This window comes from Serratia sp. CY29653, assembly GCF_052169255.1.
Taxonomy (GTDB): Bacteria; Pseudomonadota; Gammaproteobacteria; order Enterobacterales; family Enterobacteriaceae; genus Serratia; species Serratia sarumanii.
In genome coordinates this window covers 1,898,902-1,925,241 of sequence record NZ_JBJNLC010000001.1, presented here as the reverse complement: position 1 = coordinate 1,925,241, position 26,340 = coordinate 1,898,902, and the positions used below count along the sequence as shown (strand labels likewise).

Annotated in this window: 21 protein-coding genes; 17 read left to right on the top strand and 4 right to left on the bottom strand. The window is 58.8% G+C overall.

From position 1 onward, the window contains the following. The first annotated feature begins 13 nt into the window (after positions 1 to 13). The 4 genes from ihfB to lpxK all read left to right on the top strand — a co-directional run bounded on the left by ihfB (position 14) and on the right by lpxK (position 5,609). Complete coding sequence (gene ihfB / locus ACJ8HN_RS09320) at positions 14 to 298, top strand: integration host factor subunit beta (RefSeq protein ID WP_004928264.1); 285 nt, start codon at positions 14 to 16, stop codon at positions 296 to 298. A 270-nt stretch (positions 299 to 568) separates the two neighbouring features. Further along, positions 569 to 2,845 (top strand): ComEC family protein, encoded by a 2,277-nt coding sequence (locus ACJ8HN_RS09315; protein ID WP_442523558.1) that lies wholly within the window; start codon positions 569 to 571, stop codon positions 2,843 to 2,845. A gap of 35 nt (positions 2,846 to 2,880) precedes the next feature. Further along, positions 2,881 to 4,629 carry a lipid A ABC transporter ATP-binding protein/permease MsbA gene (msbA, locus tag ACJ8HN_RS09310; RefSeq protein ID WP_021504329.1) on the top strand — a complete coding sequence of 583 codons (1,749 nt, stop codon included), beginning with the start codon at positions 2,881 to 2,883 and terminating at the stop codon, positions 4,627 to 4,629. Beyond that, positions 4,629 to 5,609, top strand: coding sequence for a tetraacyldisaccharide 4'-kinase (lpxK, locus tag ACJ8HN_RS09305; RefSeq protein WP_060419720.1), 981 nt, complete (start codon positions 4,629 to 4,631; stop codon positions 5,607 to 5,609). Before msbA ends, lpxK begins: the two co-directional genes overlap by 1 nt. Positions 5,610 to 5,611: 2 nt before the next feature. Here lpxK and hglS read toward each other — a convergent pair whose 3' ends face one another. Beyond that, positions 5,612 to 7,018 carry a 2-oxoadipate dioxygenase/decarboxylase HglS gene (gene hglS, locus ACJ8HN_RS09300; protein ID WP_039566697.1) on the bottom strand — a complete coding sequence of 469 codons (1,407 nt, stop codon included), beginning with the start codon at positions 7,016 to 7,018 and terminating at the stop codon, positions 5,612 to 5,614. Between the two features lie 525 nt (positions 7,019 to 7,543). Between hglS and cspE the strand changes: the two genes are divergently transcribed. The 6 genes from cspE (at position 7,544) to ACJ8HN_RS09270 (ending at position 11,808) form a co-directional block, all read left to right on the top strand. Next, complete coding sequence (gene cspE, locus ACJ8HN_RS09295) at positions 7,544 to 7,753, top strand: transcription antiterminator/RNA stability regulator CspE (protein ID WP_019454537.1); 210 nt, start codon at positions 7,544 to 7,546, stop codon at positions 7,751 to 7,753. A gap of 221 nt (positions 7,754 to 7,974) precedes the next feature. Further along, positions 7,975 to 8,196 (top strand): cold-shock protein, encoded by a 222-nt coding sequence (locus ACJ8HN_RS09290; protein ID WP_004928241.1) that lies wholly within the window; start codon positions 7,975 to 7,977, stop codon positions 8,194 to 8,196. 113 nt (positions 8,197 to 8,309) lie between these two features. Further along, positions 8,310 to 9,536 carry a winged helix-turn-helix domain-containing protein gene (locus tag ACJ8HN_RS09285; protein WP_103773261.1) on the top strand — a complete coding sequence of 409 codons (1,227 nt, stop codon included), beginning with the start codon at positions 8,310 to 8,312 and terminating at the stop codon, positions 9,534 to 9,536. 296 nt (positions 9,537 to 9,832) lie between these two features. After that, positions 9,833 to 10,015: a Trm112 family protein gene (locus tag ACJ8HN_RS09280; RefSeq protein WP_004928237.1), complete on the top strand. Its 183-nt coding sequence runs from the start codon at positions 9,833 to 9,835 to the stop codon at positions 10,013 to 10,015. Next, complete coding sequence (gene kdsB, locus ACJ8HN_RS09275) at positions 10,012 to 10,761, top strand: 3-deoxy-manno-octulosonate cytidylyltransferase (RefSeq protein ID WP_004928235.1); 750 nt, start codon at positions 10,012 to 10,014, stop codon at positions 10,759 to 10,761. Before ACJ8HN_RS09280 ends, kdsB begins: the two co-directional genes overlap by 4 nt. 150 nt (positions 10,762 to 10,911) lie before the next feature. Then, on the top strand, positions 10,912 to 11,808 hold the full coding sequence (locus tag ACJ8HN_RS09270) for a YcbJ family phosphotransferase (protein ID WP_033654240.1): 897 nt from the start codon (positions 10,912 to 10,914) through the stop codon (positions 11,806 to 11,808). Positions 11,809 to 11,815: 7 nt separating this feature from the next. Here the strand turns inward: ACJ8HN_RS09270 and elyC are convergent, their stop codons facing one another. Next, positions 11,816 to 12,589 (bottom strand): envelope biogenesis factor ElyC, encoded by a 774-nt coding sequence (gene elyC, locus ACJ8HN_RS09265; RefSeq protein WP_442523297.1) that lies wholly within the window; start codon positions 12,587 to 12,589, stop codon positions 11,816 to 11,818. A gap of 152 nt (positions 12,590 to 12,741) precedes the next feature. Between elyC and cmoM the strand changes: the two genes are divergently transcribed. The 7 genes from cmoM to ACJ8HN_RS09230 all read left to right on the top strand — a co-directional run bounded on the left by cmoM (position 12,742) and on the right by ACJ8HN_RS09230 (position 23,470). After that, positions 12,742 to 13,527 carry a tRNA uridine 5-oxyacetic acid(34) methyltransferase CmoM gene (gene cmoM, locus ACJ8HN_RS09260; RefSeq protein ID WP_442523296.1) on the top strand — a complete coding sequence of 262 codons (786 nt, stop codon included), beginning with the start codon at positions 12,742 to 12,744 and terminating at the stop codon, positions 13,525 to 13,527. Further along, positions 13,524 to 14,846, top strand: a complete 1,323-nt coding sequence (mukF, locus tag ACJ8HN_RS09255) for a chromosome partition protein MukF (RefSeq protein ID WP_442523295.1) — start codon at positions 13,524 to 13,526, stop codon at positions 14,844 to 14,846. Before cmoM ends, mukF begins: the two co-directional genes overlap by 4 nt. Then, positions 14,827 to 15,555, top strand: a complete 729-nt coding sequence (gene mukE / locus ACJ8HN_RS09250; protein WP_442523294.1) for a chromosome partition protein MukE — start codon at positions 14,827 to 14,829, stop codon at positions 15,553 to 15,555. The genes mukF and mukE overlap by 20 nt, the downstream gene beginning before the upstream one ends. Next, positions 15,552 to 20,000, top strand: coding sequence for a chromosome partition protein MukB (gene mukB, locus ACJ8HN_RS09245; RefSeq protein ID WP_442523293.1), 4,449 nt, complete (start codon positions 15,552 to 15,554; stop codon positions 19,998 to 20,000). The genes mukE and mukB overlap by 4 nt, the downstream gene beginning before the upstream one ends. Positions 20,001 to 20,220: 220 nt before the next feature. Further along, on the top strand, positions 20,221 to 22,029 hold the full coding sequence (ldtD, locus tag ACJ8HN_RS09240) for a L,D-transpeptidase (RefSeq protein ID WP_442523292.1): 1,809 nt from the start codon (positions 20,221 to 20,223) through the stop codon (positions 22,027 to 22,029). A 180-nt stretch (positions 22,030 to 22,209) separates the two neighbouring features. Next, complete coding sequence (locus ACJ8HN_RS09235) at positions 22,210 to 22,758, top strand: YcbK family protein (protein WP_033637866.1); 549 nt, start codon at positions 22,210 to 22,212, stop codon at positions 22,756 to 22,758. Between the two features lie 64 nt (positions 22,759 to 22,822). After that, a complete protein-coding gene (locus ACJ8HN_RS09230) occupies positions 22,823 to 23,470 on the top strand; it encodes an MBL fold metallo-hydrolase (RefSeq protein ID WP_033646596.1) in 648 nt (215 codons plus the stop codon). A gap of 76 nt (positions 23,471 to 23,546) precedes the next feature. On the opposite strand, the gene ACJ8HN_RS09225 is transcribed toward ACJ8HN_RS09230, so the two are convergent. Together ACJ8HN_RS09225 and ompC are read right to left on the bottom strand one after the other, a co-directional pair. Then, entirely contained in the window at positions 23,547 to 24,737 is a 1,191-nt protein-coding gene (locus ACJ8HN_RS09225) for an amino acid aminotransferase (RefSeq protein WP_033637868.1), read from the bottom strand. A gap of 244 nt (positions 24,738 to 24,981) precedes the next feature. Continuing rightward, positions 24,982 to 26,109 carry a porin OmpC gene (gene ompC / locus ACJ8HN_RS09220; RefSeq protein ID WP_043147158.1) on the bottom strand — a complete coding sequence of 376 codons (1,128 nt, stop codon included), beginning with the start codon at positions 26,107 to 26,109 and terminating at the stop codon, positions 24,982 to 24,984. Positions 26,110 to 26,340: the final 231 nt, after the last annotated feature.

The window sequence follows — 26,340 nt, the reverse complement described above, 5'->3', positions numbered from 1 at the left end:
GCTTGGAGGTACTATGACCAAGTCTGAACTTATTGAAAGACTTGCTGGCCAGCAATCTCATATTCCGGCGAAGGCCGTTGAGGATGCAGTGAAAGAGATGCTTGAGCACATGGCCGCAACGCTGGCCGAGGGCGAACGCATTGAGATCCGCGGATTCGGCAGTTTTTCTCTTCACTACCGTGCCCCGCGTGTAGGCCGCAACCCGAAAACCGGCGACAAAGTCGAGCTGGACGGCAAGTACGTTCCTCACTTCAAACCAGGCAAAGAGTTGCGTGACCGCGCCAATATCTATGGCTAGTCGCTGACTGCCCATAGCGTTGTTGCTTGTAAAGAATATAAAACGGTACCTTTAAGGCGCCGTTTTTTTTCGCCTGCAATTCCCCTAGCTCTGCTTGTGAATTGCGTACCGCGCCGCATTTGCGGTGTGGCTGCTGCATATGCCTCTCTTATCCTGCCGTGCTCGCCGCATCCTCACTAAAGCCCGCTGGCGGCGACATGTCGCTTGAATAATCCTGCTTGCTCTTCGTGACGCGTTTTTGCTCATGGTGAAGCCGATGGGAGAAGAGCGATCAAAATTTCGCTGGATCTGGCGATATTCGCCGTTATCTGCGGCATCCTGCCGCTGCTGCTTTTACCGCAGTTGCCAGAGCAATGGTTGCTGTGGCCGATGCTGCTGGTCGCCGGTTTACTGCTGCGCACCCGTTGGCCGTTCTGCCGTTATTTGGCCTGCCTGGGATTGGGATTCATATGGGCAGTTTTCAACGCCGGAAGCCTGCTCGGGCAAATGGATCGCTTAAGCCGCGTGCCGGAAGTGACGGCGGTGGTGCAGATAAGCAGCGTCGCACTGGAGCCTGCCGTCAGTAAGCAGACCCTGATGCGCATCGAGCGGGTCGACGGCCATTGGCTGGCGCCTGCGCTGGCGTTTACCACGACATGGGCTCCGAAAGAGCAACGGCTGTGTGCCGGGCAGCGTTGGCAATTGAAACTGCGCATGCGGCCGGTGCATGGCAAGCTCAATGAAGGAGGCTTCGACAGCCAACGTTGGGCGATCGCACAGCGCCAGCCGTTGACCGCTCAGGTCAGGCAGGCGCGCTTGCTGGAGGGGAATTGCGGCCTGCGCCAGCGCATTATCAGCCATGCTGAAGCCAACATTGGTGAATTGCGTTACAAGGCGGTGTTGCTGGCGTTGGCGTTTGGGGAAAGAACCGCGCTCGAACAGGCTTTGCGCACGCTGATGTTGAAAACCGGTATCGCTCATCTGATGGCCATATCGGGGTTACATGTTGCGATGGTCGCCATTTTGTTCTGGGCAGTGCTGCGCGCTCTGCAGTTTTTCCTCCCCGCCCATCTGATTGGTGATCGCTTTCCGTTGATCGCGGGCTGGGTGGCGACGCTGATCTATGTCTGGTTGGTGGGCGCCCAGCCGCCGGCGGTGCGTACCGCGTTGGCGATGACGCTGTGGATGCTGCTGCGTTTGCGCGGCGTGCATTGCTCTTCATGGCAAGTGTGGCTGTGGTGCATCGGGCTTATTTTGCTGTGCGATCCGTTGGCGGTCTTGTCAGACAGTTTCTGGTTGTCGGTACTGGCGGTGGGGTGCCTGATTTTTTGGTTCGAGTGGGCACCGCTCGGCGAGCGATTTCGTTCGGCGTGGTATTGGGCTCCGGTGCGCTGGCTGCATATTCAGCTAGGCATGACGTTGCTGCTGGTGCCGATGCAGGCCGCGCTGTTTCTGGGCCTGACGTTGACCTCGCTGCCGGCCAATCTCTGGGCGGTGCCCATCGTCTCATTGGTGACGGTGCCGTTGATTTTGCTGGCGTTGATTTGCGGCATCTTCCCCTCGCTAAGTTACGGGCTTTGGTGGTTGGCGGATTTCACGTTGGGATGGGTGTTTGTGCCGTTAAATTATCTGCAGCGCGGTTGGGTGGATTTGGGGGCCGCCTCGTTGCTTGCCAGCGCGTCGGGATGGCTTCTCGTTATCTGTTGGCGCTTTCATTGGTGGTGGCGCTATGCGCCTGGACTGGCAGCGATAGCCATATGCTGCGTGTTATGGCGAGGTAAAGCACCGGATTACCATTGGCGCGTCGACATGCTCGATGTCGGGCACGGCCTGGCAGTGGTGATCGAGCAAAACGGCAAGGGGATACTGTACGACACCGGCGATCGTTGGGCGACAGGCAGTGCCGCAGAACGGCATATATTGCCGATGCTGAACTGGCGGGGCATCGAGCTGGAGCAGATCATTATCAGCCATATTCATCTCGATCATATCGGCGGGCTCCCGACGATGCGGCGAGCGTTCCCGCAAGCTACCGTGCGCAGCCCGATACGCGGGGAAGGGCATTTACCCTGCATCGCCGGCGAGCGTTGGCGCTGGCAGTCGTTGCAATTCGAGGTGCTGTGGCCGCCGGAAATGCTCAAAAGGCCGGTTAATGACGACTCTTGCGTGATCCGTATCGACGACGGGAAATACAGTCTGCTGCTCACCGGCGATGCGGAAAAGAGGGCGGAGGCGCAGCTGCTCCGATTGCGGCGCGACCGCTTAACGGCCACGATATTGCAGGTGGGGCACCATGGCAGCAAAACTTCCTCAACACCGCCTTTTTTGCGCGCGGTTAATCCCGAAGCTGCGCTGGCGTCCGCATCTCGTTACGGTAAATGGCGTTTGCCGGCGCGTAAAGTGGTCGCCCGATATCGGGGAAATGGCATTACATGGCACGATACGACGCGCTCCGGCCAGTTGTCGGTGCTTTTTTTCGACAACGATTGGCAAATTAAAGGCTTTCGCGAACAATTAATGCCCCGTTGGTACCATCAGCGGTTTGGCGTAGAGGGCGATAATGAGTAAAATAGGCCGCTATTTCTTCCGATGCTGGTATTTGCATGATGAATGATAAAGATCTCTCGACCTGGCAGACGTTCCGTCGACTCTGGCCGATGATCACTCCTTTTAAGACCGGGCTGATTGTGGCCGCCATTGCGTTGATTATGAACGCAGCGGGGGACACGCTGATGCTGTCTCTGCTTAAACCGTTATTGGACGATGGGTTTGGAAAAACCGACAGCAGCGTGCTGGTGTGGATGCCGCTGGCGGTGATTGCGCTGATGCTGATGCGCGGCGTGACCAGCTTTGTTTCAAGCTACTGCATTTCCTGGGTTTCCGGCATGGTGGTGATGCAGATGCGCCGCCGCCTGTTTGGCCACATGATGAGAATGCCGGTGGCCTTCTTCGATCAGCAATCCACCGGGACGTTGCTGTCGCGCATTACCTATGATTCCGAGCAGGTGGCGTCTTCTTCTTCCAGCGCGCTGGTGACAGTGGTGCGCGAAGGGGCCTCGATCATTGGCCTGTTCATCATGATGTTCTACTACAGCTGGCAGCTGTCGGTGATCCTGATCGTGCTGGCGCCGATCGTCTCCATCGCCATTCGCCTGGTGTCCAAGCGTTTCCGCAACATCAGCAAGAACATGCAGAACACCATGGGGCAGGTGACCACCAGCGCCGAACAGATGCTGAAAGGCCATAAAGAAGTGCTGATCTTCGGTGGCCAGCAGGTGGAAACCGAGCGCTTTAACTCGGTGAGCAACCGCATGCGTCAACAGGGCATGAAACTGGTCTCCGCGTCTTCCATTTCCGATCCGATCATTCAGCTGATCGCTTCGCTGGCCCTGGCGTTCGTGCTGTTTGCCGCCAGCTTCCCGAGCGTGATGGAAACCCTGACCGCCGGCACCATTACCGTGGTGTTCTCGTCAATGATCGCGCTGATGCGTCCGCTGAAGTCGCTGACCAACGTCAATGCCCAGTTCCAGCGTGGGATGGCGGCCTGCCAGACGCTGTTCTCCATTTTGGATATGGAACAGGAAAAAGACACCGGCACCCGCGAAGTGAAGCGTGCGAAAGGCGACATCGAATTCCGCAACGTCACCTTCTACTATCCGGCTAAAGAAACGCCGGCGCTGCGTGATATCAACCTGAAAATCGCCGAAGGCAAGACTGTGGCGTTGGTGGGCCGCTCGGGTTCGGGTAAATCCACCATCGCCAACCTGCTGACGCGCTTCTACGATATTCAGGAAGGCGAAATCCTGATGGATGGCCACGATCTGCGTGAATATACCCTGGCCTCACTGCGTAATCAGGTGGCGCTGGTCTCGCAAAACGTGCACCTGTTCAACGATACCATCGCCAACAACATCGCCTATGCGCGCGAGAGCGAATACAGCCGCGAGCAGATTGAGAAAGCGGCCGAAATGGCGTACGCGATGGACTTCATCAACAAGATGGAGAACGGCCTGGATACGGTGATCGGTGAAAACGGCGTGATGCTGTCCGGCGGCCAACGTCAGCGCATCGCCATCGCGCGTGCTTTGCTGCGCGATTGCCCGATCCTGATCCTGGATGAGGCGACTTCTGCGCTGGATACCGAATCCGAGCGTGCCATTCAGGCCGCACTGGACGAGCTGCAGAAAGACCGTACTTCGCTGGTGATCGCACACCGTCTGTCGACGATTGAGAAGGCGGACGAGATCCTGGTGGTGGAGGACGGTCGCATCGTCGAACGCGGCGAGCACGCCGAGTTGCTTGAACGGCAGGGCGCCTATGCGCAACTGCACCGCATGCAGTTTGGTCAATAATGATTGAGCGCATTTGGTCCGGCGGTTCGCTGCTTTATCTGGCGCTGCTGCCGCTCTCCTGGCTGTATGGCCTGTTCAGCTGGCTGATCCGCCTCAGCTACCGCTGTGGCCTGCGCAAAAGCTGGCGCGCGCCGGTGCCGGTGGTGGTGGTGGGCAACCTCACCGCCGGCGGCAACGGCAAAACGCCGATGGTGATCTGGCTGGTGGAACACCTGCAGCAGCGGGGCTATCGCGTTGGCGTGGTGTCACGCGGTTACGGCGGTAAGTCGGCGGTCTATCCCCTGGTGCTCAATCAGAATACCTCGACCCGCGAGGCGGGCGATGAGCCGGTGCTGATTTATCAGCGGACCGGTGCGCCCGTGGCGATCGCGCCCAAGCGAGCAGAGGCGGTGCAGGCCTTGCTGCAACAACAACCGCTGGATGCGATCGTCACCGACGATGGTTTGCAGCACTATGCTTTACAGCGTGACTTCGAGCTGGTGGTCATCGACGGCGTGCGTCGCTTCGGCAACGGCTGGTGGTTGCCGGCCGGGCCGATGCGCGAGCGTGCTGCGCGGCTTGGCAGCGTCAATGCGCGCGTCGCCAATGGCGGCGTGGCGCAGGCCGGGGAAATTGCCATGCGCCTGCAGGCGCGTGATGCGGTGAACCTGCTGAGCGGTGAGCGTCGCCCGGCGGCCGAGCTGCCGTGCGTGGTAGCGATGGCGGGCATCGGCCATCCGCCGCGTTTCTTCGCGACGTTGGAAAAACTGAACGTCGAGGTGGTGCAAGAAGTGGCGTTTGCCGATCATCAGGAATATCAGCAGGCGCAGCTGGCGGCGCTGGTTGCTGCCGATCAAACGCTGTTGATGACGGAGAAGGACGCGGTGAAATGTCGCGCCTTTGCCCAGCCCAATTGGTGGTATTTGCCGGTTGATGCGGTGCTACCGTCCGCTCAGGCTGAGCAACTGCTGCAGGATATCGAATCTCTGCTGACCAAGTAACCTCAGGATGTCAGCGTGGCAAGCCCCAGGGCTTGCGCGCAGGCTTCCAGCGAACGCTGCTGGGTTTGCTGATACAGCGCCAGCTCGTCGATCACCTCACTGCCCAACGCTTGTTCAAACGCTGCCCGGCTGGAAGCGGCGTTGTACTGCGCGTGGCGGCTGTCCCCCAGATTCGACTGGAAAATCCCCGCGGCGCTGACCGGCAGAAAATCTTCATACACCAGCGGCTGGAAGCGAACGTGTTCTTTCTCGATCAGTTGCTCCAGAGTGCTGTGCTTATCCAGCGACTCTTTGGCCGCCAGGCCGCATTCGGTCGGGAAATAGCGGAACCAGGCCAGCTGTTGCTCGCGCAGCGTGGCGTAATCATCCGGAAACGCCCGGAAGTTTTCCTCCAGCAGTTGATAGTAGCGCTCGGCATTTTTCTCGCTCGGCGGCGCTTGCAGCGCATCGTTGGTGGCCTGCAGCAGACGGTCGTAGAGTTCTCGTCCTTTCGTCGTCAGCGCCACACCGCGCTGTTCGATCTCGCCGAAGCGCGCGGTATGGTGGCCGGCGACGGCGCGGCCGTCATGCTCAACGAAATCGACGCGTTCTTCCAACGCCTTGAAGCTGGTTTGGCGCAGCAGGATCGCGCGACGACGGCGCGGCGGGCCCTCGATGACCGCCTTGGGCGTAATGCCGCGGCCGGGCATCGCCTGCTGAACGCGATCGATATCCAGCGTGCGCGGTGTCAGATGGTTGATATGCGGCCCTTTAAACGCCACCACGTCGGCGATCAGGCGATGCTGATCGTGCAGCTGCCGGTATTCTTCGGCGCTGACCGTCGCCTGGTTGTGCCAGCGGAAGGTTTCCAGCGCTTGTTCGACAAATTCTTGCGCCTGCACTTCATTCAGCCCGCCTTGCGCTTCCTGCAGTGCGATCAGCTCCAGCGCGCGATCGGTAAAGATGCGGCGGCGCGCCAGCAAGCGCTCGGCCAGCGCACGCAGCGCGGGATCTTCTATCAGTTCCAGGCGCAGCAGGGAGGTGAACACGCGGAAAGGGCTGATCTGCAGCGCGTCTTCGTGTACGGCGCGAAAAGCGGTGGAGTGCACCGGAACGCCCGCCACCGACAGGTCATAGTAACCGACCGGCGCCATGCCCATCACCCGGAACAGGCGGCGCAGGGTGGCCAGCTCGTCCGCGGTGCCGACCCGGATGGCGCCGTGGCGCTCCATCGCCAGGCGTTCTATCTCGCCGGTAATTTGCAGTTGATGAGCCAGTGCGGCATCTTCGCGCAGAACCTGTCGGTTGGTTTCCGCCACCAGCTCCAGCAGATCGCCGTACAGCGGCACCTCCTTTTGATACATGTCCGACATCGCGTGAGAGAATCTGGCGCGGATTTCATTAGGTGAAACGAACTGCTGGGCGGTCATGCGCATAGCTCCTTGATTCAGCATAATCTGAAAAATCGTGTTTTTAGCGGCAAAAGTGCTGGCGAAAAAGCCGTCTGCCTTGTTTTCCCCTCAAGTTTAGCTATCTGGTTTGGGATTTGTTATAGACGTGGCAAGCATATTAGAGTTTTATGCGTCAGCTCTCATTTGCAGCGCACAGACGGGCAAAAGATGCCCTGGCGAGCGGAGAGACGCGGTGGTTCGGCCGCGGCGACCATTAAATTAAGTCATGCATATTCAGGGAGATAAAAATAAATTCGGCTTATTTATGAATTTAAGGCAATAAACCTCTTGTGCATTCACCAGTTTTATGAGTAAATGCAAGTCGGCCTGTAATCCAGACCTATTTATGTTCGAGTTTAGAGTTAAGCAGTTCCTCCAAAAACGTTATCATCCGATTCCGCTTCAAAGACGAACCTTCTAAGTACCTCCCATAAGTAATGTTTCTGAAACGGCCCCAATTGCCTCTTATGGCAGGTTTTGTAAATATATTTAAAGGTAAATGTAATGTCTAAGAAGACTGGTCAGGTTAAGTGGTTCAACGAAAGCAAAGGTTTTGGTTTCATTGAGCAGAACGACGGCGGCAAAGATGTATTCGTACACTTCTCCGCAATCATGACCGACGGTTTCAAGACCCTGGCTGAAGGCCAGCGCGTCGAGTACACCATCCAGGACAGCCCGCGCGGGCCGGCTGCCGCCAACGTAGTTGCTCTGTAAGAATACAGGGAACGCGTATAAGAGATCTTAATACAACCATGGTGATGCGTCAGCGCTGAGTCATGCGGAAGATATTAAGTTCAACAAGCCCGCCTTAGTGCGGGTTTTTTATTTTTTGCTCACGAGAGGTTTGTTACGAAAAACTTTAGGATGGGCTGGTAGCGTCCAGACAATATAAAAAATGACGTTGTCAAGGATGCTCAAGTAAAAGGATATAAGTTATGTTTAAAAATACTGTGTTAAAAATGGGCCGCGTGAAATGGTTTAATCAGGCCGAAGGCTATGGTTTTATTTCACCGGTAGATGGCAGCGACGAAATCTATGTCAATCGCAACGCTATCGCCAACACCAAAAATAAGTCGTTGAACGAAGGTCAGAACGTCGAGTTCTCGATCTATCGCAGCTCACATGGGCTGTCCGCGGCAGACGTTATCGCGTTCTGATCGCATCTACCTTCCTCGCCAGTGCCGGTGTCGCCACCCGCATGCACTGGCGAAGATAAATCCCTCGATATCCACTATTATCAGGCCATTGCCTACTTGCCACGGATATCAGGATGACCACCCCGATAATTTCCCTTACCGCCGCTCGCGCGCTGCACCTTGCCGCCCAGGGGCTGCTTTCTCCGCTTAAACGCCAGGCTCGGCCCGACGACGTCGTGAACGCGATCCAGCGCATGGGGCTGTTACAAATCGATACCATTAGCGTCGTCGCCCGCAGCCCGTATCTGGTGCTGTTCAGCCGTTTGGGGGCCTATCAACCGGAATGGCTGGAGCAGGCGCTCGCCGGCCGCAAGCTGTTCGAGTATTGGGCGCACGAAGCCTGTTTCCTGCCGATCGAGGATTTTGGTCTGCTGCGGCATCGCATGCTGGCGCCGCATGATATGGGCTGGAAATATTCCGCCGACTGGGTGCAGCAGCACCAGGCGGCGATGGACAACCTGCTGCGGCACATCGAACAACAGGGGCCGGTGCGCTCCGCCGATTTCAGCGCCGAGAAGAAAGGCAACAGCGGATGGTGGGACTGGAAACCGGAGAAACGGCATCTGGAGATCCTGTTTACCGCCGGCAAGCTGATGGTGGCCGAGCGTCGCAACTTCCACCGGGTTTACGATCTGACCGAAAGGCTGCTGCCGGCCTGGGACGATGCGCGTCATGCGCTGCCTGCGGAGCGGGCGCGCCGGCAAATGTTGCATCGCACCTGCCGCTATCTGGGCATTTTCCGCGCCGAATGGTTGGCGGATTACTATCGGCTGAAACGCGTGGCGCCAAAAACTTTGCTGGCAGAGCTGCAGGATCAGGGGGAGATTTCGCAGGTGCGGGTAGAGGGGCTGGAAGGGCAGTTCTATGTGCATGGCTCACTGATGGAACTGCTGCCGCTGGCGGAACAGGGCAAGCTGAAATCGACGGTCACCAGCCTGCTGTCGCCGTTTGATCCGGTGGTTTGGGATCGCCGCCGGGCGCTCGAGCTGTTCAACTTTGACTATCGGCTGGAGTGCTATACGCCGAAAGAAAAACGCCGCTATGGCTACTTCACCTTGCCGGTGCTGCATCGGGGTGAACTGGTGGGGCGCATTGACGCCAAGGCGCACCGCCGCCAGGGGGTGTTCGAGATCATCAGCTTTCATGCGGAGCCGCGGGTGCGCTTCGGCAAACGGCGGGCCCAGGATATTCGGCAGGCCATCGCGCGTATGGCCAAATGGCACGGCGCGCAACGCGTCGCGCTGGGCGACATTCCGGCGGCGTTGGCCGCTGAATGGGGTGCCGGCTGGGAAGTGGGATAACGAGCGACGCCGTCGGTGGGGTAAAACGAAGTTCAGCGCCGCTCGTTACAAAGGGGCTCAGTGGCTGAAGTTAGCGAACAGAGCGATGATTTTATGCAGACGTTTGATCACGTATCACGGCCTTTTTGTGATTTGTATCACAAAATTCTACGCCGGGATGCGCCGCAGTTCAAGCTGTTGCGCCGGCGCGCTGAGGAAATATCGCTGGGTTGGCGCCGCCGGTGATTAACCTGAGGCCGGGCGTTATGCTATCCTCACTGCCTTTCCCAGATGACCAATCCCCTAGCGGAGGATGCATGGACCACCGTTTACTCGAAATCGTTGCCTGCCCGGTATGCAACGGCAAACTCTATTTCAATAAAGAAAACCAGGAACTGGTGTGCAAAGCGGACGGGTTGGCTTACCCGCTGCGCGACGGCATTCCGGTGCTGTTGGAAAATGAAGCGCGTGCGCTGTCGCTGGATGAGAAGCACGCATGAGTTTTATCGCTATTATTCCCGCCCGCTACGCCTCAACCCGTTTGCCGGGCAAACCGCTGGCCGATATTCACGGCAAGCCGATGGTGGTGCACGTGATGGAGCGCGCCCGCGAGTCCGGCGCCAGCCGCGTCATCGTGGCGACCGATCACCCTGAAGTCGCCAAAGCGGTGGAAGCCGCCGGCGGCGAAGTGTGCATGACCAGCCCGGATCACCATTCCGGCACCGAGCGTCTGGCGGAAGTGATCGCGCACTACGGCTTTGCCGACGATCAGATCATCGTTAACGTGCAGGGCGACGAACCGCTGATCCCGCCGGTGATCGTGCGTCAGGTGGCTGAGAACCTGGCGGGCAGCCAGGCCGGCATGGCGACGCTGGCAGTGCCGATCGAGAGCGCCGAAGAGGCTTTCAACCCCAACGCGGTGAAGGTCGTGATGGACGCGCAGGGCTACGCGCTCTATTTCTCTCGCGCCACCATTCCGTGGGATCGCGAGCGTTTCGCCGCGTCGAAAGAGAGCATCGGCGACAGCCTGCTGCGTCATATCGGCATCTACGCCTATCGCGCCGGCTTCGTGCGCCGCTACGTCAGCTGGGCGCCGAGCCAACTGGAGCAGATCGAGCTGTTGGAACAGCTGCGGGTGCTGTGGTACGGTGAAAAAATCCACGTGGCGGTCGCGAAAGCGATCCCGAGCGTGGGGGTCGATACGCCGGAAGATCTCCAGCGCGTGCGCGACAGCATTCAACCCTGAGCCTGAGTTCGTCGGCGCGGCACGCAACGCGCCGACGATGTAATACCCTCCATTATTGATCCCCGTTTTGTTGATCTGCGTTGAAGAATTTTTCCGCTCACCGTTCGATGATGTTACGCATCCTCACTATTAGCCTGAGGTGAATGCCTTATGGAGCAGTTACGCGCCGAACTGAGCATTGTGCTGGGTGAGTCCATCAGCCGGCTGGAGCGGGTGAGCGAGCAGCCTTATGCGCATATGTATTCGCTGTACGATCGGCAGGGCAACGCGATCCCGCTGATGGCGAAAAGCTTTATCTGTCAGGGTATCGCCCAGCAGGAGGCGTACAAGCTGTCAATGCTGGCGCGCGACGGGGATATTCGCCTGCCTACGGTGTACGGCGTGGTGTGTACCCACCAGGCGCCGTACAAGGAAATCCTGCTGATCGAGCGCCTGCGCGGCGTGTCGGCTGAAGCGCCGACGCGTTCGCCGGATCGCTGGAATATGCTGATGGAGCAGATCGTTGACGGGATATTGGCCTGGCACCGCATCGACAGCCACGGCAGCGTCGGCAGCGTTGACAGCACGCAGGAGAACGACTGGTTTTGCTGGTATCAACAGCGGGTCGAAGTGCTGTGGGCGACGGTGGTCAATCTCACCACCCCGCAGCTGACCATGGCGGATCGCCGTTTGCTGTACCGCACGCGCGAAGCGCTGACCCATTTTTTCGTCGGCTTCGACGATCCTTGCGTTCTGGTGCACGGCAACCTGTCGCTGCGCAGCATGCTGAAAGATCCCAAAAGCGATCAACTGCTGGCGATGCTCAATCCCGGCGTGGTGCTGTGGGCGCCACGCGAATACGATCTTTTCCGCCTGTGCGAGGCGGGTATGCCCAGCCAACTGCTGTTCAGCTATCTGCGGCGGGCGCCGGTCGCCGACGCTTTTCTGGCGCGGCGCTGGCTGTACGTGGTGTGGGAAGCGGTGGGGCGTTTGATCCATACCGGCAAGCTGGAGCGGCGGCCGTTCGACTATGCGTCGCAACAGCTGCTGCCCTGGCTGGCCGGTTGAACGGGCCTTACTCGGCGCCGGCGCGGTCCGCGCCTTTCAGCCATTGCCACAGGCTGCCCAGCGTTTCATACCAGGCGCGCTCGGTATGGCCGAGGAACATTGACGACGGCGTGGCGCGATCCCAGATATTCAGCGGCGAGTTGATCGCCAACTGGTTGGCCGGCGCCGGGATCGGGTGCAGGCCCTTGGCCTTGAAGAAACGCATGGCGCGCGGCAGATGGTTGGCGGAGGTGACCAGAATGAAGGGTTGCTCGCCGACCAACTTGGCGACCTGAGCGGCCTCTTGCTCGGTATCGCGCGGTTCCCCCAGGATCACCATATCACTGCGCGGCACGCCCAGGCTTTCGGCCACCAGCGCCGCCGTGGCGGCGTTGCTTTGCATGCGTCCGGCGGACGCGCCGGTAAACACCATCCTGGCGCCGGGATGCGCAAGATAAAGCCGCACGCCTTCCGTCACGCGCGGCAGACTGTTGCCGAGCAAATTCGAGCTGGGCGCCCAATCGGGATTGTAGGTATAGCCCCCACCCAATACCACGATGTAGTTGACCGGATCGTTGCCGCGATAAGTCTGGTATTCGGCTTCGATCGGCCGCAGCAGCCGGTCGGCCACCGGTTGCAGGCTGAAAAGCAGTAAAAACAGCCAGCTCAGCGTGAAAATCGTCTTACCGCTTTTTTGCCAGCGGGTGAACCACAGCAGCAGCAGCGCCAGCCCCATCAGCAGCATCAGCAGCGGCAACGGCATCAGCATGGCGCCAAAGAACTTTTTCAGGTTGAACAGCATCGAAAATCAGATCCTTTTGGGTGAAAAAGCGGCATCCAGGCATAAACGGGCCGCAAGAAGATACATTCTAAGCCAGTCTGTGCCAAAATAGCAGGTTTGAATGGGCGTGCGCTTTGCCGCCGACAAGAATGAGATCAGCGGAGCCGTTGTCCATGCAGGATCGCAATTTTGACGATATTGCTGAAAAATTTGCGCGTAATATTTACGGCACCACGAAAGGAAAAATCCGCCAGGCGGTGGTTTGGCAGGATCTGACCGGGCTGCTGGCGCAGTTGCCGCAGCGGCCGCTGCGCATCCTCGACGCCGGGGGCGGTGAAGGCCATATGGCCTGCCAACTGGCAGAATTAGGACATCAGGTGTTGTTGTGCGATCTTTCTGGTGAGATGATCCAGCGCGCCGCGCAGCTGGCGGAGCAGAAAGGTGTGAGCCAGAACATGCAATTCGTACAAAGTTCTGCGCAGGATATCGCTCAACATTTGGAACAGCCGGTTGATCTGATATTGTTTCATGCAGTGCTTGAATGGATCGCCGAGCCCGAAGCGGCGCTGCAGGCGTTGTGCGACTGCCTGCTGCCGGGCGGTGCGCTGTCGCTGATGTTCTTCAACGCCAACGGCCTCTTGATGCGCAACGTGGTGTTGGGTAATTTCCAACTGGTGGATCCCGAGGTCAGGCGCCGCCGCAAGCGTTCGCTGTCGCCGCAATATCCGCACGATCCGCTATTGGTCTACGGTTGGCTGGAACAGCTGGGCATGCGCATCGGCGGCAAAACCGGCGTGCGGGTGTTCCACGACTATCTGCAGAGCAGACAGCTGCAAACACAAAAATTTGAAGAGTTACTGGCGCTTGAACAGCACTATTGCCGGCAGGAGCCGTACGTGAGTTTGGGGCGCTATATTCACGTCATGGCGCATAAACCAAACCTGAAGGACGAACTATGAGTGAATTTTCCCAGACAGTACCCGAACTGGTCGCCTGGGCACGGAAAAATGATTTCTCTATTTCGCTCCCTACGGAGCGTCTCGCATTTCTGCTCGCCATCGCCACCCTGAACGGCGAACGGCTGGACGGCGAGATGAGCGAAGGTGAGCTGGTTGATGCATTTCGCCATGTCAGCAAGGGTTTTGAACAGACGCATGAAACGGTGGCGATACGCGCCAACAATGCGATCAACGACATGGTGCGCCAGCGCCTGTTGAACCGCTTTACCAGCGAACTGGCGGACGGCAACGCGATTTACCGCCTCACGCCGCTGGGTATCGGTATTACCGATTACTATATTCGCCAACGCGAATTCTCCACGCTGCGTCTGTCGATGCAGCTGTCGATCGTGGCGCAGGAGCTCAAGCGCGCCGCCGATGCCGCCGACGAGGGCGGCGACGATTTCCATTGGCACCGCAACGTGTTCGCGCCGTTGAAATATTCGGTGGCGGAAATTTTCGACAGCATCGACATGACGCAACGCGTGATGGACGAGCAGCAGCAGAGCGTGAAAAACGACATCGCGGCGCTGTTGAGCAAAGACTGGCGGGCGGCGATTTCCAGCTGCGAGATGCTGCTGTCGGAAACCTCGGGTACCCTGCGCGAGCTGCAGGATACGCTGGATGCGGCGGGCGATAAGCTGCAGGCCAACCTGCTGCGCATCCAGGACGCGACCCTCGGCAACGTGGAGCTGGGCTTCGTCGACAAGCTGGTGTTCGATCTGCAAAGCAAGCTGGATCGCATCATCAGCTGGGGCCAGCAGGCGATCGACCTGTGGATCGGCTACGATCGCCACGTACATAAATTTATCCGTACCGCTATCGATATGGATAAAAACCGCGTGTTCGCCCAACGCCTGCGCCAGTCGGTGCAAACCTATTTCGACCACCCGTGGGCGCTGACCCATGCCAATGCCGATCGTCTGCTGGACATGCGCGACGAAGAACTGGCGCTGCGCAGCGAGGAAGTGACCGGGGAACTGCCGCCGGATCTAGAGTTCGAAGAGTTCAGCGAAATTCGCGAACAGCTGGCGGCGATGATCGAAGAGGCGCTGAAGGTGTATCAGGAACAGCAGATGCCGCTCAACCTTGCAGCGGTGATGCGCGATTATCTGGCGCAATATCCGCGTGCGCGTCATTTCGACGTGGCACGTTTAGTGGTCGACCAGGCTGTGCGCCTCGGTGTGGCTGAAGCAGATTTTTCAGGGTTGCCGGCGGAATGGCAGGCAATCAATGATTACGGAGCCAAGGTCCAGGCCCATGTCATCGACAAATATTGAACAAGTAATGCCAGTCAAGCTGGCCAAAGCGCTGTCCAACTCGCTGTTCCCGGCGCTGGACAGCCAACTGCGCGCGGGTCGTCACATCGGTATCGATGAGCTGGACAACCACGCCTTTTTAATGGATTTCCAGGATGAGCTGGAAGAATTTTACAACCGTTACAGCGTCGAGCTGATTCGGGCGCCGGAAGGTTTCTTCTATTTGCGTCCGCGCTCCACCACGCTGATCCCGCGTTCGGTGCTGTCCGAGCTGGATATGATGGTGGGCAAGATCTTGTGCTACCTGTATCTCAGCCCCGAGCGCCTGGCGCACGAAGGCATTTTCAGCCATCAGGAGCTGTACGACGAGTTGCTGAGCCTGGCTGACGAGAACAAACTGCTGAAGTTCGTCAACCAGCGTTCCACCGGATCGGATCTCGATCGGCAGAAGCTGCACGAAAAGGTGCGCACCTCGCTGAACCGCCTGCGCCGCCTCGGCATGGTCTACTTCATGGGCAATGACAGCAGCAAGTTCCGTATTACCGAGGCGGTGTTCCGCTTCGGCGCCGACGTGCGCAGCGGCGACGATCCGCGTGAAGCGCAACTGCGCATGATTCGCGACGGCGAGGCGATGCCGGTTGAAAACAGCCTGTCGCTGAACGATGAGAATGAGGCTGAGGATCAGCAGGTTGATAACGCTCCTGACGGTGCAGAGGATGAACAGGAATGATTGAACGCGGTAAATTTCGCTCGCTGACGCTGGTAAACTGGAACGGTTTCTTCGCCCGCACCTTTGATCTGGATGAGCTGGTGACCACGCTGTCCGGCGGTAACGGGGCGGGGAAGTCCACCACCATGGCGGCCTTCGTCACCGCACTGATCCCCGATCTGACGCTGCTGCACTTCCGTAACACCACCGAAGCGGGCGCCACCAGCGGTTCGCGCGACAAAGGCTTGCACGGCAAGCTGCGCGCCGGCGTGTGTTACTCCACCCTCGACGTCGTCAACTCGCGCCACCAGCGCGTGGTGGTGGGCGTGCGTCTGCAGCAGGTGGCGGGGCGTGATCGTAAGGTCGACATCAAACCGTTCACCATTCAGGGCCTGCCGACCGCGGTGCAGCCGACCGAGCTGCTGACCCAGACCGTGGGTGAGCGCCAGGCGCGCGTGCTGTCGCTGCAAGAGCTGAAAGATCGCGTGGAAGAGATGGAGGGCGTGCAGTTCAAGCAGTTCAACTCCATCACCGATTACCACTCGCTGATGTTCGATCTGGGCGTGATCCCGAAACGTCTGCGTTCGTCCGCCGATCGCAGCAAATTCTACCGTTTGATTGAAGCGTCGCTGTACGGCGGTATTTCCAGCGCCATCACCCGCTCGTTGCGCGATTACCTGCTGCCGGAAAACAGCGGCGTGCGCAAGGCGTTCCAGGACATGGAAGCGGCGCTGCGCGAAAACCGCATGACGCTGGAAGCGATCCGCGTCACCCAGTCGGACCGCGATCTGTTCAAGCATCTGATCTCCGAGGCCACTTCCTATGTGGCGGCGGACTATATGCGCCACGCCAACGAACGCCGTATCCATCTGGACGGCGCGCTGGCGCTGCGTAGCGATCTGTTGGGCAGCCGCAAGCAGCTGGCCGCCGAACAGTATCGCCATGTGGAAATGGCGCGTGAGCTGAGCGAACAGAGCGGTGCCGAATCCGATCTGGAAACCGATTACCAGGCCGCCAGCGATCACCTGAATCTGGTGCAGACGGCGATGCGCCAGCAGGAAAAGATCGAACGTTATGAAGCCGATCTGGAAGAGCTGACCTACCGTCTGGAAGAGCAGAACGAAGTGGTGGCCGAGGCGAGTGAGCAACAGGCCGAAAACGAAGCGCGCGCCGAAGCGGCCGAGCTGGAAGTGGATGAGCTGAAGAGCCAGCTGGCCGACTACCAGCAGGCGCTCGACGTGCAGCAGACCCGCGCCATTCAGTACCAGCAGGCGCTGCAGGCGTTGGAGCGCGCGCGCGCGCTGTGCCAACTGCCGGATCTGACCGCCGACAACGCCGAACAGTGGCTGGACACCTTCCAGGCCCGCGAGCAGGAAGCGACCGAAGCGTTGCTGATGCTGGAACAGAAGCTGAGCGTGGCCGACGCCGCGCACGGCCAGTTCGAACAGGCCTATCAGCTGGTGGGCAAAATTGCCGGCCAGGTCAGCCGCAGCGAAGCCTGGCAGTGCGCGCGCGAATTGCTGCGCGACTGGCCTTCGCAGCAACATCTCGCCGAGCGCGTTCAGCCGCTGCGTTTGCGCCTGAGCGAGCTGGAACAGCGCCTGCGCTCGCAGCAGGATGCCGAGCGTCTGCTGAACGAATTTTGCAAACGTCATGGCCAAGAGTACCAGCCGGACGATCTCGACATGCTGCAACAGGAGTTGGAAGAGCGCCTGGAGGCGCTGTCGCAGAACGTCAGCGAAGCCGGCGAACGCCGCATGGAGATGCGCCAGGAACTGGAGCAGATCCAGCAGCGCATCCGTGAGCTGACGGCGCGTGCCCCGGTGTGGCTGGCGGCGCAGGACGCCCTGGGCCAGCTCAGCGATCAGAGCGGAGAGCCGCTGGAAAACAGCCAGCAGGTGACTGAATACATGCAGCAGTTGCTGGAGCGCGAGCGTGAAACCACCGTCGAGCGCGACGAAGTGGCGGCCCGCAAACGTGAAGTGGAAGCGCAGATCGAACGTCTCAGCCAGCCGGGCGGCGCGGAAGATCAACGCCTGGTCACGCTGGCCGAACGTTTCGGCGGCGTGCTGCTGTCGGAAATTTACGATGACGTCACCATCGACGACGCGCCTTACTTCTCGGCGCTGTACGGCCCTTCGCGCCACGCCATCGTGGTGCCGGATCTGTCGCTGGTGCGCGAGATGCTGGAAGGGCTGGAAGATTGCCCGGAAGATCTTTACCTGATCGAAGGGGATCCGCAGTCGTTCGATGACAGCGTATTCGCCGTCGAAGAGCAGGAAAAAGCGGTGGTGGTGAAAATCGCCGATCGCCAGTGGCGTTACTCCCGCTACCCGGAAGTGCCGTTGTTCGGCCGCGCGGCGCGCGAAAACCGCCTGGAAGTGCTGCATGCCGAGCGTGAAACGCTGGCGGAGCGCTACGCCACGCTGTCGTTCGACGTGCAGAAAACCCAACGTTCGCACCAGGCTTTCAGCCGCTTTATCGGTACCCATCTGGCGGTGGCGTTCGACGCCGACCCAGAAGCGGAGATCCGCGGCCTGAACGCCCGCCGTGGCGAAATCGAACGCGCGCTGAACAATCACGAAGCGCAGAACCAGCAGCAGCGTCAGCAGTACGATCAGGCCAAAGAGGGTATTTCCGCGCTCAACCGCCTGATGCCGCTGGTGTCGTTGCTGAACGATGAAACGTTGCAGGACCGCGTCGACGAGATGCGCGAAGAGCTGGAAGAAGCGCAGGACGCCGCGCGTCATATTCAGCAGCACGGCGTGTCGCTGGCCAAGCTGGAGCCGCTGCTGTCGGTGCTGCAGAGCGATCCGCAGCAGCATGAACAGCTGCAGCAGGATTACGCGCAGGCGCAAAGCGTGCAGCGTCAGGCTAAACAGCAGGCGTTCGCGCTCACTGAAGTGGTGCAGCGTCGTGCGCACTTCAGCTATACCGACTCCGCCGGCATGCAGAACGCCAACAACGATCTGAACGACAAGCTGCGCCAGCGTCTGGAGCAGGCGGAAGCCGAACGCGCCCGCGCCCGTGAGCAACTGCGCCAGTATCAAACCCAGTTCACCCAGTACAGCCAGGTGCTGGCTTCGCTGAAAAGCTCGTACGACGCCAAGCGCGACATGCTGAAAGAGCTGAGCCAGGAGCTGGTGGACATCGGCGTGCAGGCCGACGCCAATGCCGAAGCGCGCGCCCGCGCGCGTCGCGACGAACTGCATGCGGCGCTGAGCAACAACCGCGCTCGCCGCAATCAGCTGGAAAAACAGCTGACCTTCTGCGAAGCCGAAATGGACGGCCTGCAGAAGAAGCTGCGCAAGCTGGAACGCGATTATCATCAGCTGCGCGAGCAGGTGGTGACCGCCAAGGCGGGCTGGTGCGCGGTGATGCGCCTGGTGAAAGACAACGGCGTGGAACGCCGCCTGCACCGCCGCGAGCTGGCGTATATGGATGGCGACGAGCTGCGCTCGATGTCGGATAAGGCGCTCGGCGCGCTGCGTCTGGCGGTGGCGGATAACGAACACCTGCGCGACGTGCTGCGCCTGTCGGAAGATCCGAAGCGGCCGGAGCGTAAGATTCAGTTCTATATCGCGGTGTACCAGCACCTGCGCGAGCGCATCCGTCAGGACATCATTCGCACCGACGATCCGGTCGAGGCCATCGAACAGATGGAGATCGAGTTGGGCCGTCTGACCGAAGAGCTGACCGCGCGCGAGCAGAAGCTGGCGATCAGTTCGAAAAGCGTGGCCAACATCATTCGCAAAACCATTCAGCGCGAACAGAACCGCATTCGCATGCTGAACCAGGGGCTGCAGGCCGTTGCCTTCGGCCAGGTGAAGAGCGTGCGGCTGAACGTCAATGTGCGCGAAGCGCACGCCACTCTGCTGGACGTGCTCTCCGAGCAGCAGGAACAGCATCAGGATCTGTTCAACAGCAACCGCCTGACCTTCTCCGAAGCGTTGGCCAAACTGTATCAACGCCTGAATCCGCAGATCGACATGGGGCAGCGCACGCCGCAGACCATCGGCGAGGAGTTGCTGGACTACCGCAACTACCTGGAGATGGAAGTGGAGGTATACCGTGGCTCCGACGGCTGGCTGCGTGCGGAAAGCGGCGCGTTGTCTACCGGTGAAGCCATCGGTACCGGGATGTCAATCCTGGTGATGGTGGTGCAGAGCTGGGAAGAAGAGTCCCGTCGCCTGCGCGGCAAAGACATCTCGCCGTGCCGCCTGCTGTTCCTCGATGAAGCGGCGCGTCTGGATGCCAAGTCGATCGCTACGCTGTTCGAGCTGTGCGACCGTCTGGAGATGCAGCTGATCATCGCGGCACCGGAAAACATCAGCCCGGAGAAGGGCACCACCTATAAACTGGTGCGTAAGGTGTTCCAGAACCACGAGCATGTGCACGTGGTGGGGCTGCGCGGTTTCGCCGGCGAGCCGCCGGCGCTGGGTGCTGCGGCGGTTGAAACGCCGTAACGCAGAAAAACGCCCTAAAAATCCGAAAATAGCCGCCGCAGGGTGGCTATTTTTTTGTGCGCGTGGATGATAGTCCTGCTTTTTTATCCGTTGAAAAGCGGTTAGTTTAATCACATAAACAGTTATTCGGCGCCCGCAGGGCGAAACGGCCTTTCTGTTTGTATACTGAAACTATATGCAGTTTTTGACGTTTTTTTTGTGAGCATACAGGGGGCAAGGGATGTTGCTTAAAAAGGGAAACTCTCTACGACGTTTGGTGCTGAGTGGCGCTATCGCCTGTAGTCTTGTGTCGTCGTTTTCCGCATCGGCCACCGTCCCGGCGTTGCCGGTGGCATCAGCAGGCATGTCCGTTGCGCAGAGCCGTTCTGAACTGCTGGCCGCGTTGCCGCGCGGCATGGATTTGCACTACCTGTCCACGCTGGCGCCGCTGTATGCGGCGAATCACATGCAGCCGATGTGGCAGGATCGCGAAGCCGTTCAGCAGTTTCAGCAGCAGCTGGCCGAGCTGGCGATGTCCGGCGTGCAGCCGCAGTTCACCCAATGGGTGAAGATGTTGACCGATCCGGCGCTCAGTGAAGCGGGCCGCGATGCGGTGCTGTCCGATGCGATGCTGGGCTATTTGCAGTTCGTCTCCGCCATCGGTGCCAACGGCAACAACTGGCTGTACAGCAATATTCCCTACAAGCTTGGCTTGCCGCCCACCGCGGTGATCAACCAATGGCAGCTGGCGGTGCGCCAGGCGCGTACTCTGAGCTACGTGAATTCGCTCGCGCCGCAGCATCCGCAATACGCCAAGATGCATCAGGCGCTGCGCGACATGCTGGCGGATAATCGTCCCTGGCCGCAGGTGGGCAGCGGCCCGAGCCTGCGTCCAGGCCAAATGAGCAATGATATTCCGGCGCTGCGTGAGATCCTGACGCGCACCGGTATGCTCGCCGCCTCGGCGCCGGAAGCGGATCCGGAACCGGCGGTGGTCTCGGCGAAGATCAATGAGCCCGACGACGGCGGGCTGACGGTAGACGAAGAGAAAAGCCGCGTGACGGTCAGCCCATCGGCAGCGCCGGTGACGGAGCTGACCGCGGAACAGACGCCGCCGCAGATTGGCAGCGTGGTGAGCGATAACCTCTATACCGACGAACTGGTGGAGGGCGTCAAGCGCTTCCAGAAATGGCAAGGGCTGACGGCGGATGGCGTGATCGGCGTGCGCACCCGCGAGTGGCTCAACGTGTCACCGAAAACCCGCGCCGCACTACTGGCGCTGAATATCCAGCGCCTGCGGATCCTGCCGGGGCATGTCGGCACCGGCATTATGGTGAACATTCCCAACTACTCGCTGACTTACTACCAGAACGGCAATGAGGTGCTGTCTTCCCGCGTTATCGTCGGGCGGCCGAGCCGCAAGACGCCGCTGATGAGCAGCGCGTTGAACAACGTGGTGGTCAACCCGCCGTGGAACGTGCCGACTACCTTGGTGCGTGAGGACATCGTGCCGAAGGCGATGCGTGACGGTAACTACTTCCAGAAACACGGCTATACCGTGCTGTCGGGCTGGAGCAACGATGCGGAAGTGATCAACCCGGCGATGATCGACTGGAGCATGGTCTCTGCGCGCAACTTCCCGTATCGCGTGCGTCAGGCTCCGGGCGCGACCAACTCGCTGGGGCGCTTCAAGTTCAATATGCCGAGCTCGGACGCTATCTACCTGCACGATACCCCGAACCACAGCCTGTTCCAGAAAGACATCCGCGCGCTCAGCTCCGGCTGCGTGCGGGTGAACAAGGCTTCCGATTTGGCGAATATGCTGCTGCAGGACGCCGGCTGGAACAACAGCCGCGTGTCTTCCACGCTGAAAGAAGGGAATACCACTTATGTGAATATTCGCCAGCGTATTCCCGTAAAACTGTATTATCTGACCGCCTGGGTTTCGGATGACGGCCAACCGCAATTCCGTACAGATATTTACAATTATGATAATACGGTGCGATCGGGCGCACAAATTTTGGCTCAGGCCAAAAAATTAATGCAGTAAATGCAGTAATTATAAATAAATAACGGTCAGAATGTTTGGCTATACCGCAGGCCCTCGTAGCCGGGGGCCTGTAAACCTAGGCGTATCGCGGGTTGACTCAGCATACGCAGGCGGTTATGGTTCGGACAGTGCGCTGCTTTGTGCATTTATTTTGACATTCTTGCCGGGTTTAACAGAGTCATGGACAAAATTGATCATCACCGCCGTAAATGGCTGGCGCTAGGTGGCGCCGCTATGGGCATAGCGCTGCTTCCAGGGCAGGCGTTTGCCAGTATTTCCACCGCTCGACCGCGTATTTTAGTGTTGAATAACCTGAATACCGGTGAATCTATTAAAGCCGAGTTCTTTGACGGCAAAGGTTACAATAAAGAAGAGTTGGTGCGGCTAAATCATCTGTTCCGCGATTATCGCGCCAACAAGGTTAAATCGATCGATCCCCGCTTGTTTGATCACCTCTATCGTCTGCAGGGGCTGCTGGGCACCAGCAAGCCGGTGCAGCTGATCTCCGGATACCGTTCCGTAGACACCAACAACGAACTGCGTGCGCATAGCCGCGGCGTGGCCAAGCACAGCTACCACACCAAAGGCCAGGCGATGGATTTCCACATTGAAGGTATCCAATTGAGCAATATCCGCAAAGCGGCGTTAAAAATGCGCGCCGGTGGTGTAGGATATTACCCACGTAGCAACTTCGTACACATCGATACCGGCCCGGTTCGGACCTGGTAATCGCTGTGCCGTCAGTGAATAACGCCGCCCCTTGCGGAAGCGGCGTTATTGTCGTTGGAGCCTTATGAAATACCATCTTATTCCCGTTACCGCCTTTAGCCAGAACTGCAGTCTGATTTGGTGTGAAAACACGCAGCAGGCGGCGTTGGTCGATCCCGGCGGTGAAGCGGAAAAAATCAAAGCGGAAGTCGCGCGGCAGGGGGTGACGGTCACCCAGATTTTGCTGACGCACGGCCATTTGGATCATGTCGGCGCGGCGGCGGAGCTGGCGGACCATTATCAGGTGCCAATCTATGGCCCGGATAAAGAAGACGCGTTTTGGCTGGACGGTTTGCCGGCGCAGAGCCGGATGTTTGGGCTGGAAGAGTGCGCGCCGCTGACGCCGACCCGCTGGCTGTCGGAAGGCGATGAGATGCAGGTGGGCGAGATGACGCTCAAGGTGTTGCATTGCCCTGGGCACACGCCGGGCCACATCGTCTTTATCAATGAGCAGGCGCGTTTGGCGCTGGTGGGCGACGTGCTGTTTAACGGCGGCGTGGGGCGCAGCGACTTCCCGCGCGGTGACCATCAGGCGCTGATCGCCTCTATTCGCACCAAACTGCTGCCGTTGGGCGACGACATGCGCTTTATTCCCGGCCACGGCCCGATGTCGACCTTCGGCCACGAGCGCCAGACCAACCCGTTCCTGCGCGAAGAGCCGGCGGTGTGGTAACGATTATTTCCCGGCAGAAATAATCAAGGGCGCATAGAGCGCCCTTTTTTACGATTTATGACCTGCGTCGATGCCTTTAGAGCACGGCGACGATGGCTTCACACAGCGGCGCCATGTTGTCCGGCGTCATGCCGGCCACGTTCACCCGGCCCGAGTTCACGGCATAGACGCCGAACTCTTCGCGCAGACGCAGCACCTGTTCTTTGGTCAGGCCGCTGAACGAGAACATGCCGTTCTGCTGGATGATGAAGCTGAAGTCCTGCTGCGCGCCTTTCTCCTGCAGGGTGTTCACGAACAGCTGACGCATGCGGTGAATACGCTGGCGCATGTCGGTCAGCTCCTGCTCCCACATCGCGCGCAGCGCATCGTTGCCCAGAATGGTGGCGACAACCGCCGCGCCGTGTGACGGCGGGTTGGAGTAGTTGGCGCGAATGGCCGCTTTCACCTGGCTGAAGGCGCGATCGGCGGTTTCGGCATCGGCAGCCACAATGGTGCAAGCGCCGACGCGCTCATTGTACAGGCCGAAGTTTTTCGAGTAGGAGCTGGCAACGATCAGCTCTTGATGTTTGGCGGCGAAAATACGCAGGCCCTGCGCATCTTCTTCCAGACCGTTGGCGAAGCCCTGGTAGGCGAAATCGAACAGCGGCAGCCAGCCATTGGCGACGGAAAGCTCAGCCAGCTGTGCCCACTGTTCCGCCGTTGGATCGATACCTGTCGGGTTATGGCAGCAGCCGTGGAACAGCACCACATCACCGGCCTGTGCCTGTTTCAGGCTGTTCAGCAGGCCGTCAAAGTCCAACGCGTGGTTGGCGGCGTCGTAGTAGGCGTACTCCAGCACTTCCAGGCCTACGGCGCTAAAGACGTTCTTGTGGTTTGGCCAGCTTGGGTTGCTGATCCAGATGCGCTTGGCGCTGGTCTGGTTGGCGATAAAGTCTGCCGCCACGCGCAGGCCGCCGGTGCCGCCGGGCGTCTGTGCGGTACGCGCGCGCCGCGCGGTAACGATCGGGCTCTCTTTGCCGAACAGCAGCTCTTGCGTGCAGCTGGCGAAAGCCGGAATGCCTTCAATGCCGAGATAGTTTTTGGTGGTCTCGTTTTCCAGCAGATACTGTTCAGCTTTTTTTACGCTGGTCAGCACCGGCGTTTTGCCGGTTTCGTCTTTATAAACGCCAATCCCTAAATTGATTTTATTCGGGCGGGCGTCGGCGCGGAAAATGTCGGTCAGGCCCAGGATCGGGTCGGCGGGTGCGGCGGTGATTTTTTCAAACATGTCAGGTGCTTCCAAATCTCGGAGTTAAGCAGACAGAAGCATCAGGGTAGCGCCAGTTATCGGCTTTGCCAACCGTTTGCGATAAAAACACCGCGATCTTGTGAACGGGAAGGATTCGACAGAAAAAATGATGGGGAAGGGGAAATCTGCAGGATAAAACGTTACCGGGAGACACAAATAAAAACAGGGCCGAAGCCCTGTTTTTTAACTTAGCCGACGGTAAACCGCCGTTAAGCGAGACAACTTAGAACTGGTACACCAGACCAACGGCTACGATATCGTCGGTAGCGGTGCCGGTTGCTTTGGTGAACTCGTTGTCATCCAGCAGGTTGATTTTGTAATCAACGTAGGTGGACATGTTTTTGTTGAAGTAGTAAGTGGTACCAACAGAAACATATTTAACCAGATCCTGGTCAGAGCTTACGCCTGGGACGTTCAGGTTCTTGCCTTTAGACTGCAGGTAAGACACTTCTGGACGCAGACCGAAGTCGAACTGGTACTGAGCAGTGACTTCGAAGTTCTGAGTTTTGCTCGCGAAGCCACCGCACTTGTCATCGGTAGCTGCACAGCCTGCACCGAAGTTACCGCCGCCGAACGGAGTCATGTTGCGGGTTTCTGCGTACATCGCCGCCAGGTAAACGTTGTTGGCGTCGTATTTCGCACCCACGGTCCATGCGTCAGCCTTGTCGCCACGTTCGTTGGAACGCAGTTTCTGGTCGTCGGTACGGTTGGAAGAAGCGTATGCAGCGCCGAAGCTTACGCCTTCGCCGATGTCATAAGTAGAGGAGATGCCCCAGCCGTCGCCGTTTTGTTTCTTGATGTCGCGATCGTCGTTCTGGTTCTTGCCCTGGTATTGCAGAGCGAAGTTCAGACCGTCAACCAGACCGAAGAAGTTGTTGTTACGATAGGTCGCAACGCCGTTGGTACGGCCGGTCATGAAGTTGTCGGAGTAGGTGTAGGTATCGCCACCGAACTCTGGCAGCATATCGGTCCAGCCTTCCACGTCGTACAGTACGCCGTAGTTACGGCCGTAGTCGAAGGAGCCGTAGTCAGCGAATTTCAGACCGGCAAAGCCCAGACGGGTTTTGGTGCCTTCGGTGCCCTGAGATTCGGCGTGGTTGGACTGAACGTTGTATTCCCACTGGCCGTAACCGGTCAGTTGGTCAGTAATCTGGGTTTCACCTTTGAAGCCGAAACGAACATAGGTCTGATCGCCGTCATTGCCTTTGTCGTCGGAGAAGTAGTGCAGACCGTCAACTTTGCCGTACAGATCCAGCTTGTTGCCGTCTTTGTTGTAGATTTCAGCTGCGTTTGCTGCACCAGCAGCCAACAGAGCCGGGATAACCACTGCAAGAATGTTGCGCTTCATCATTATTACCCTCATTGGTGTTATTCGGACACCTTTGCCACTGCCGCCAATAATTCTTTGGGAACTATTGTTGATAGATTGGTGTCGTCCTGTGTCTGAACGCAGTGTTCCATTCACAGGCGGGTTAATCTAGGACGAAAATGATACCAATGTCCCAATCAGGTTGCAAAAGGAAAGTATGTGTAACCAAATGTAATTTTTCGGGAACTTTGTGATGTGCGTCAATATTAAAAA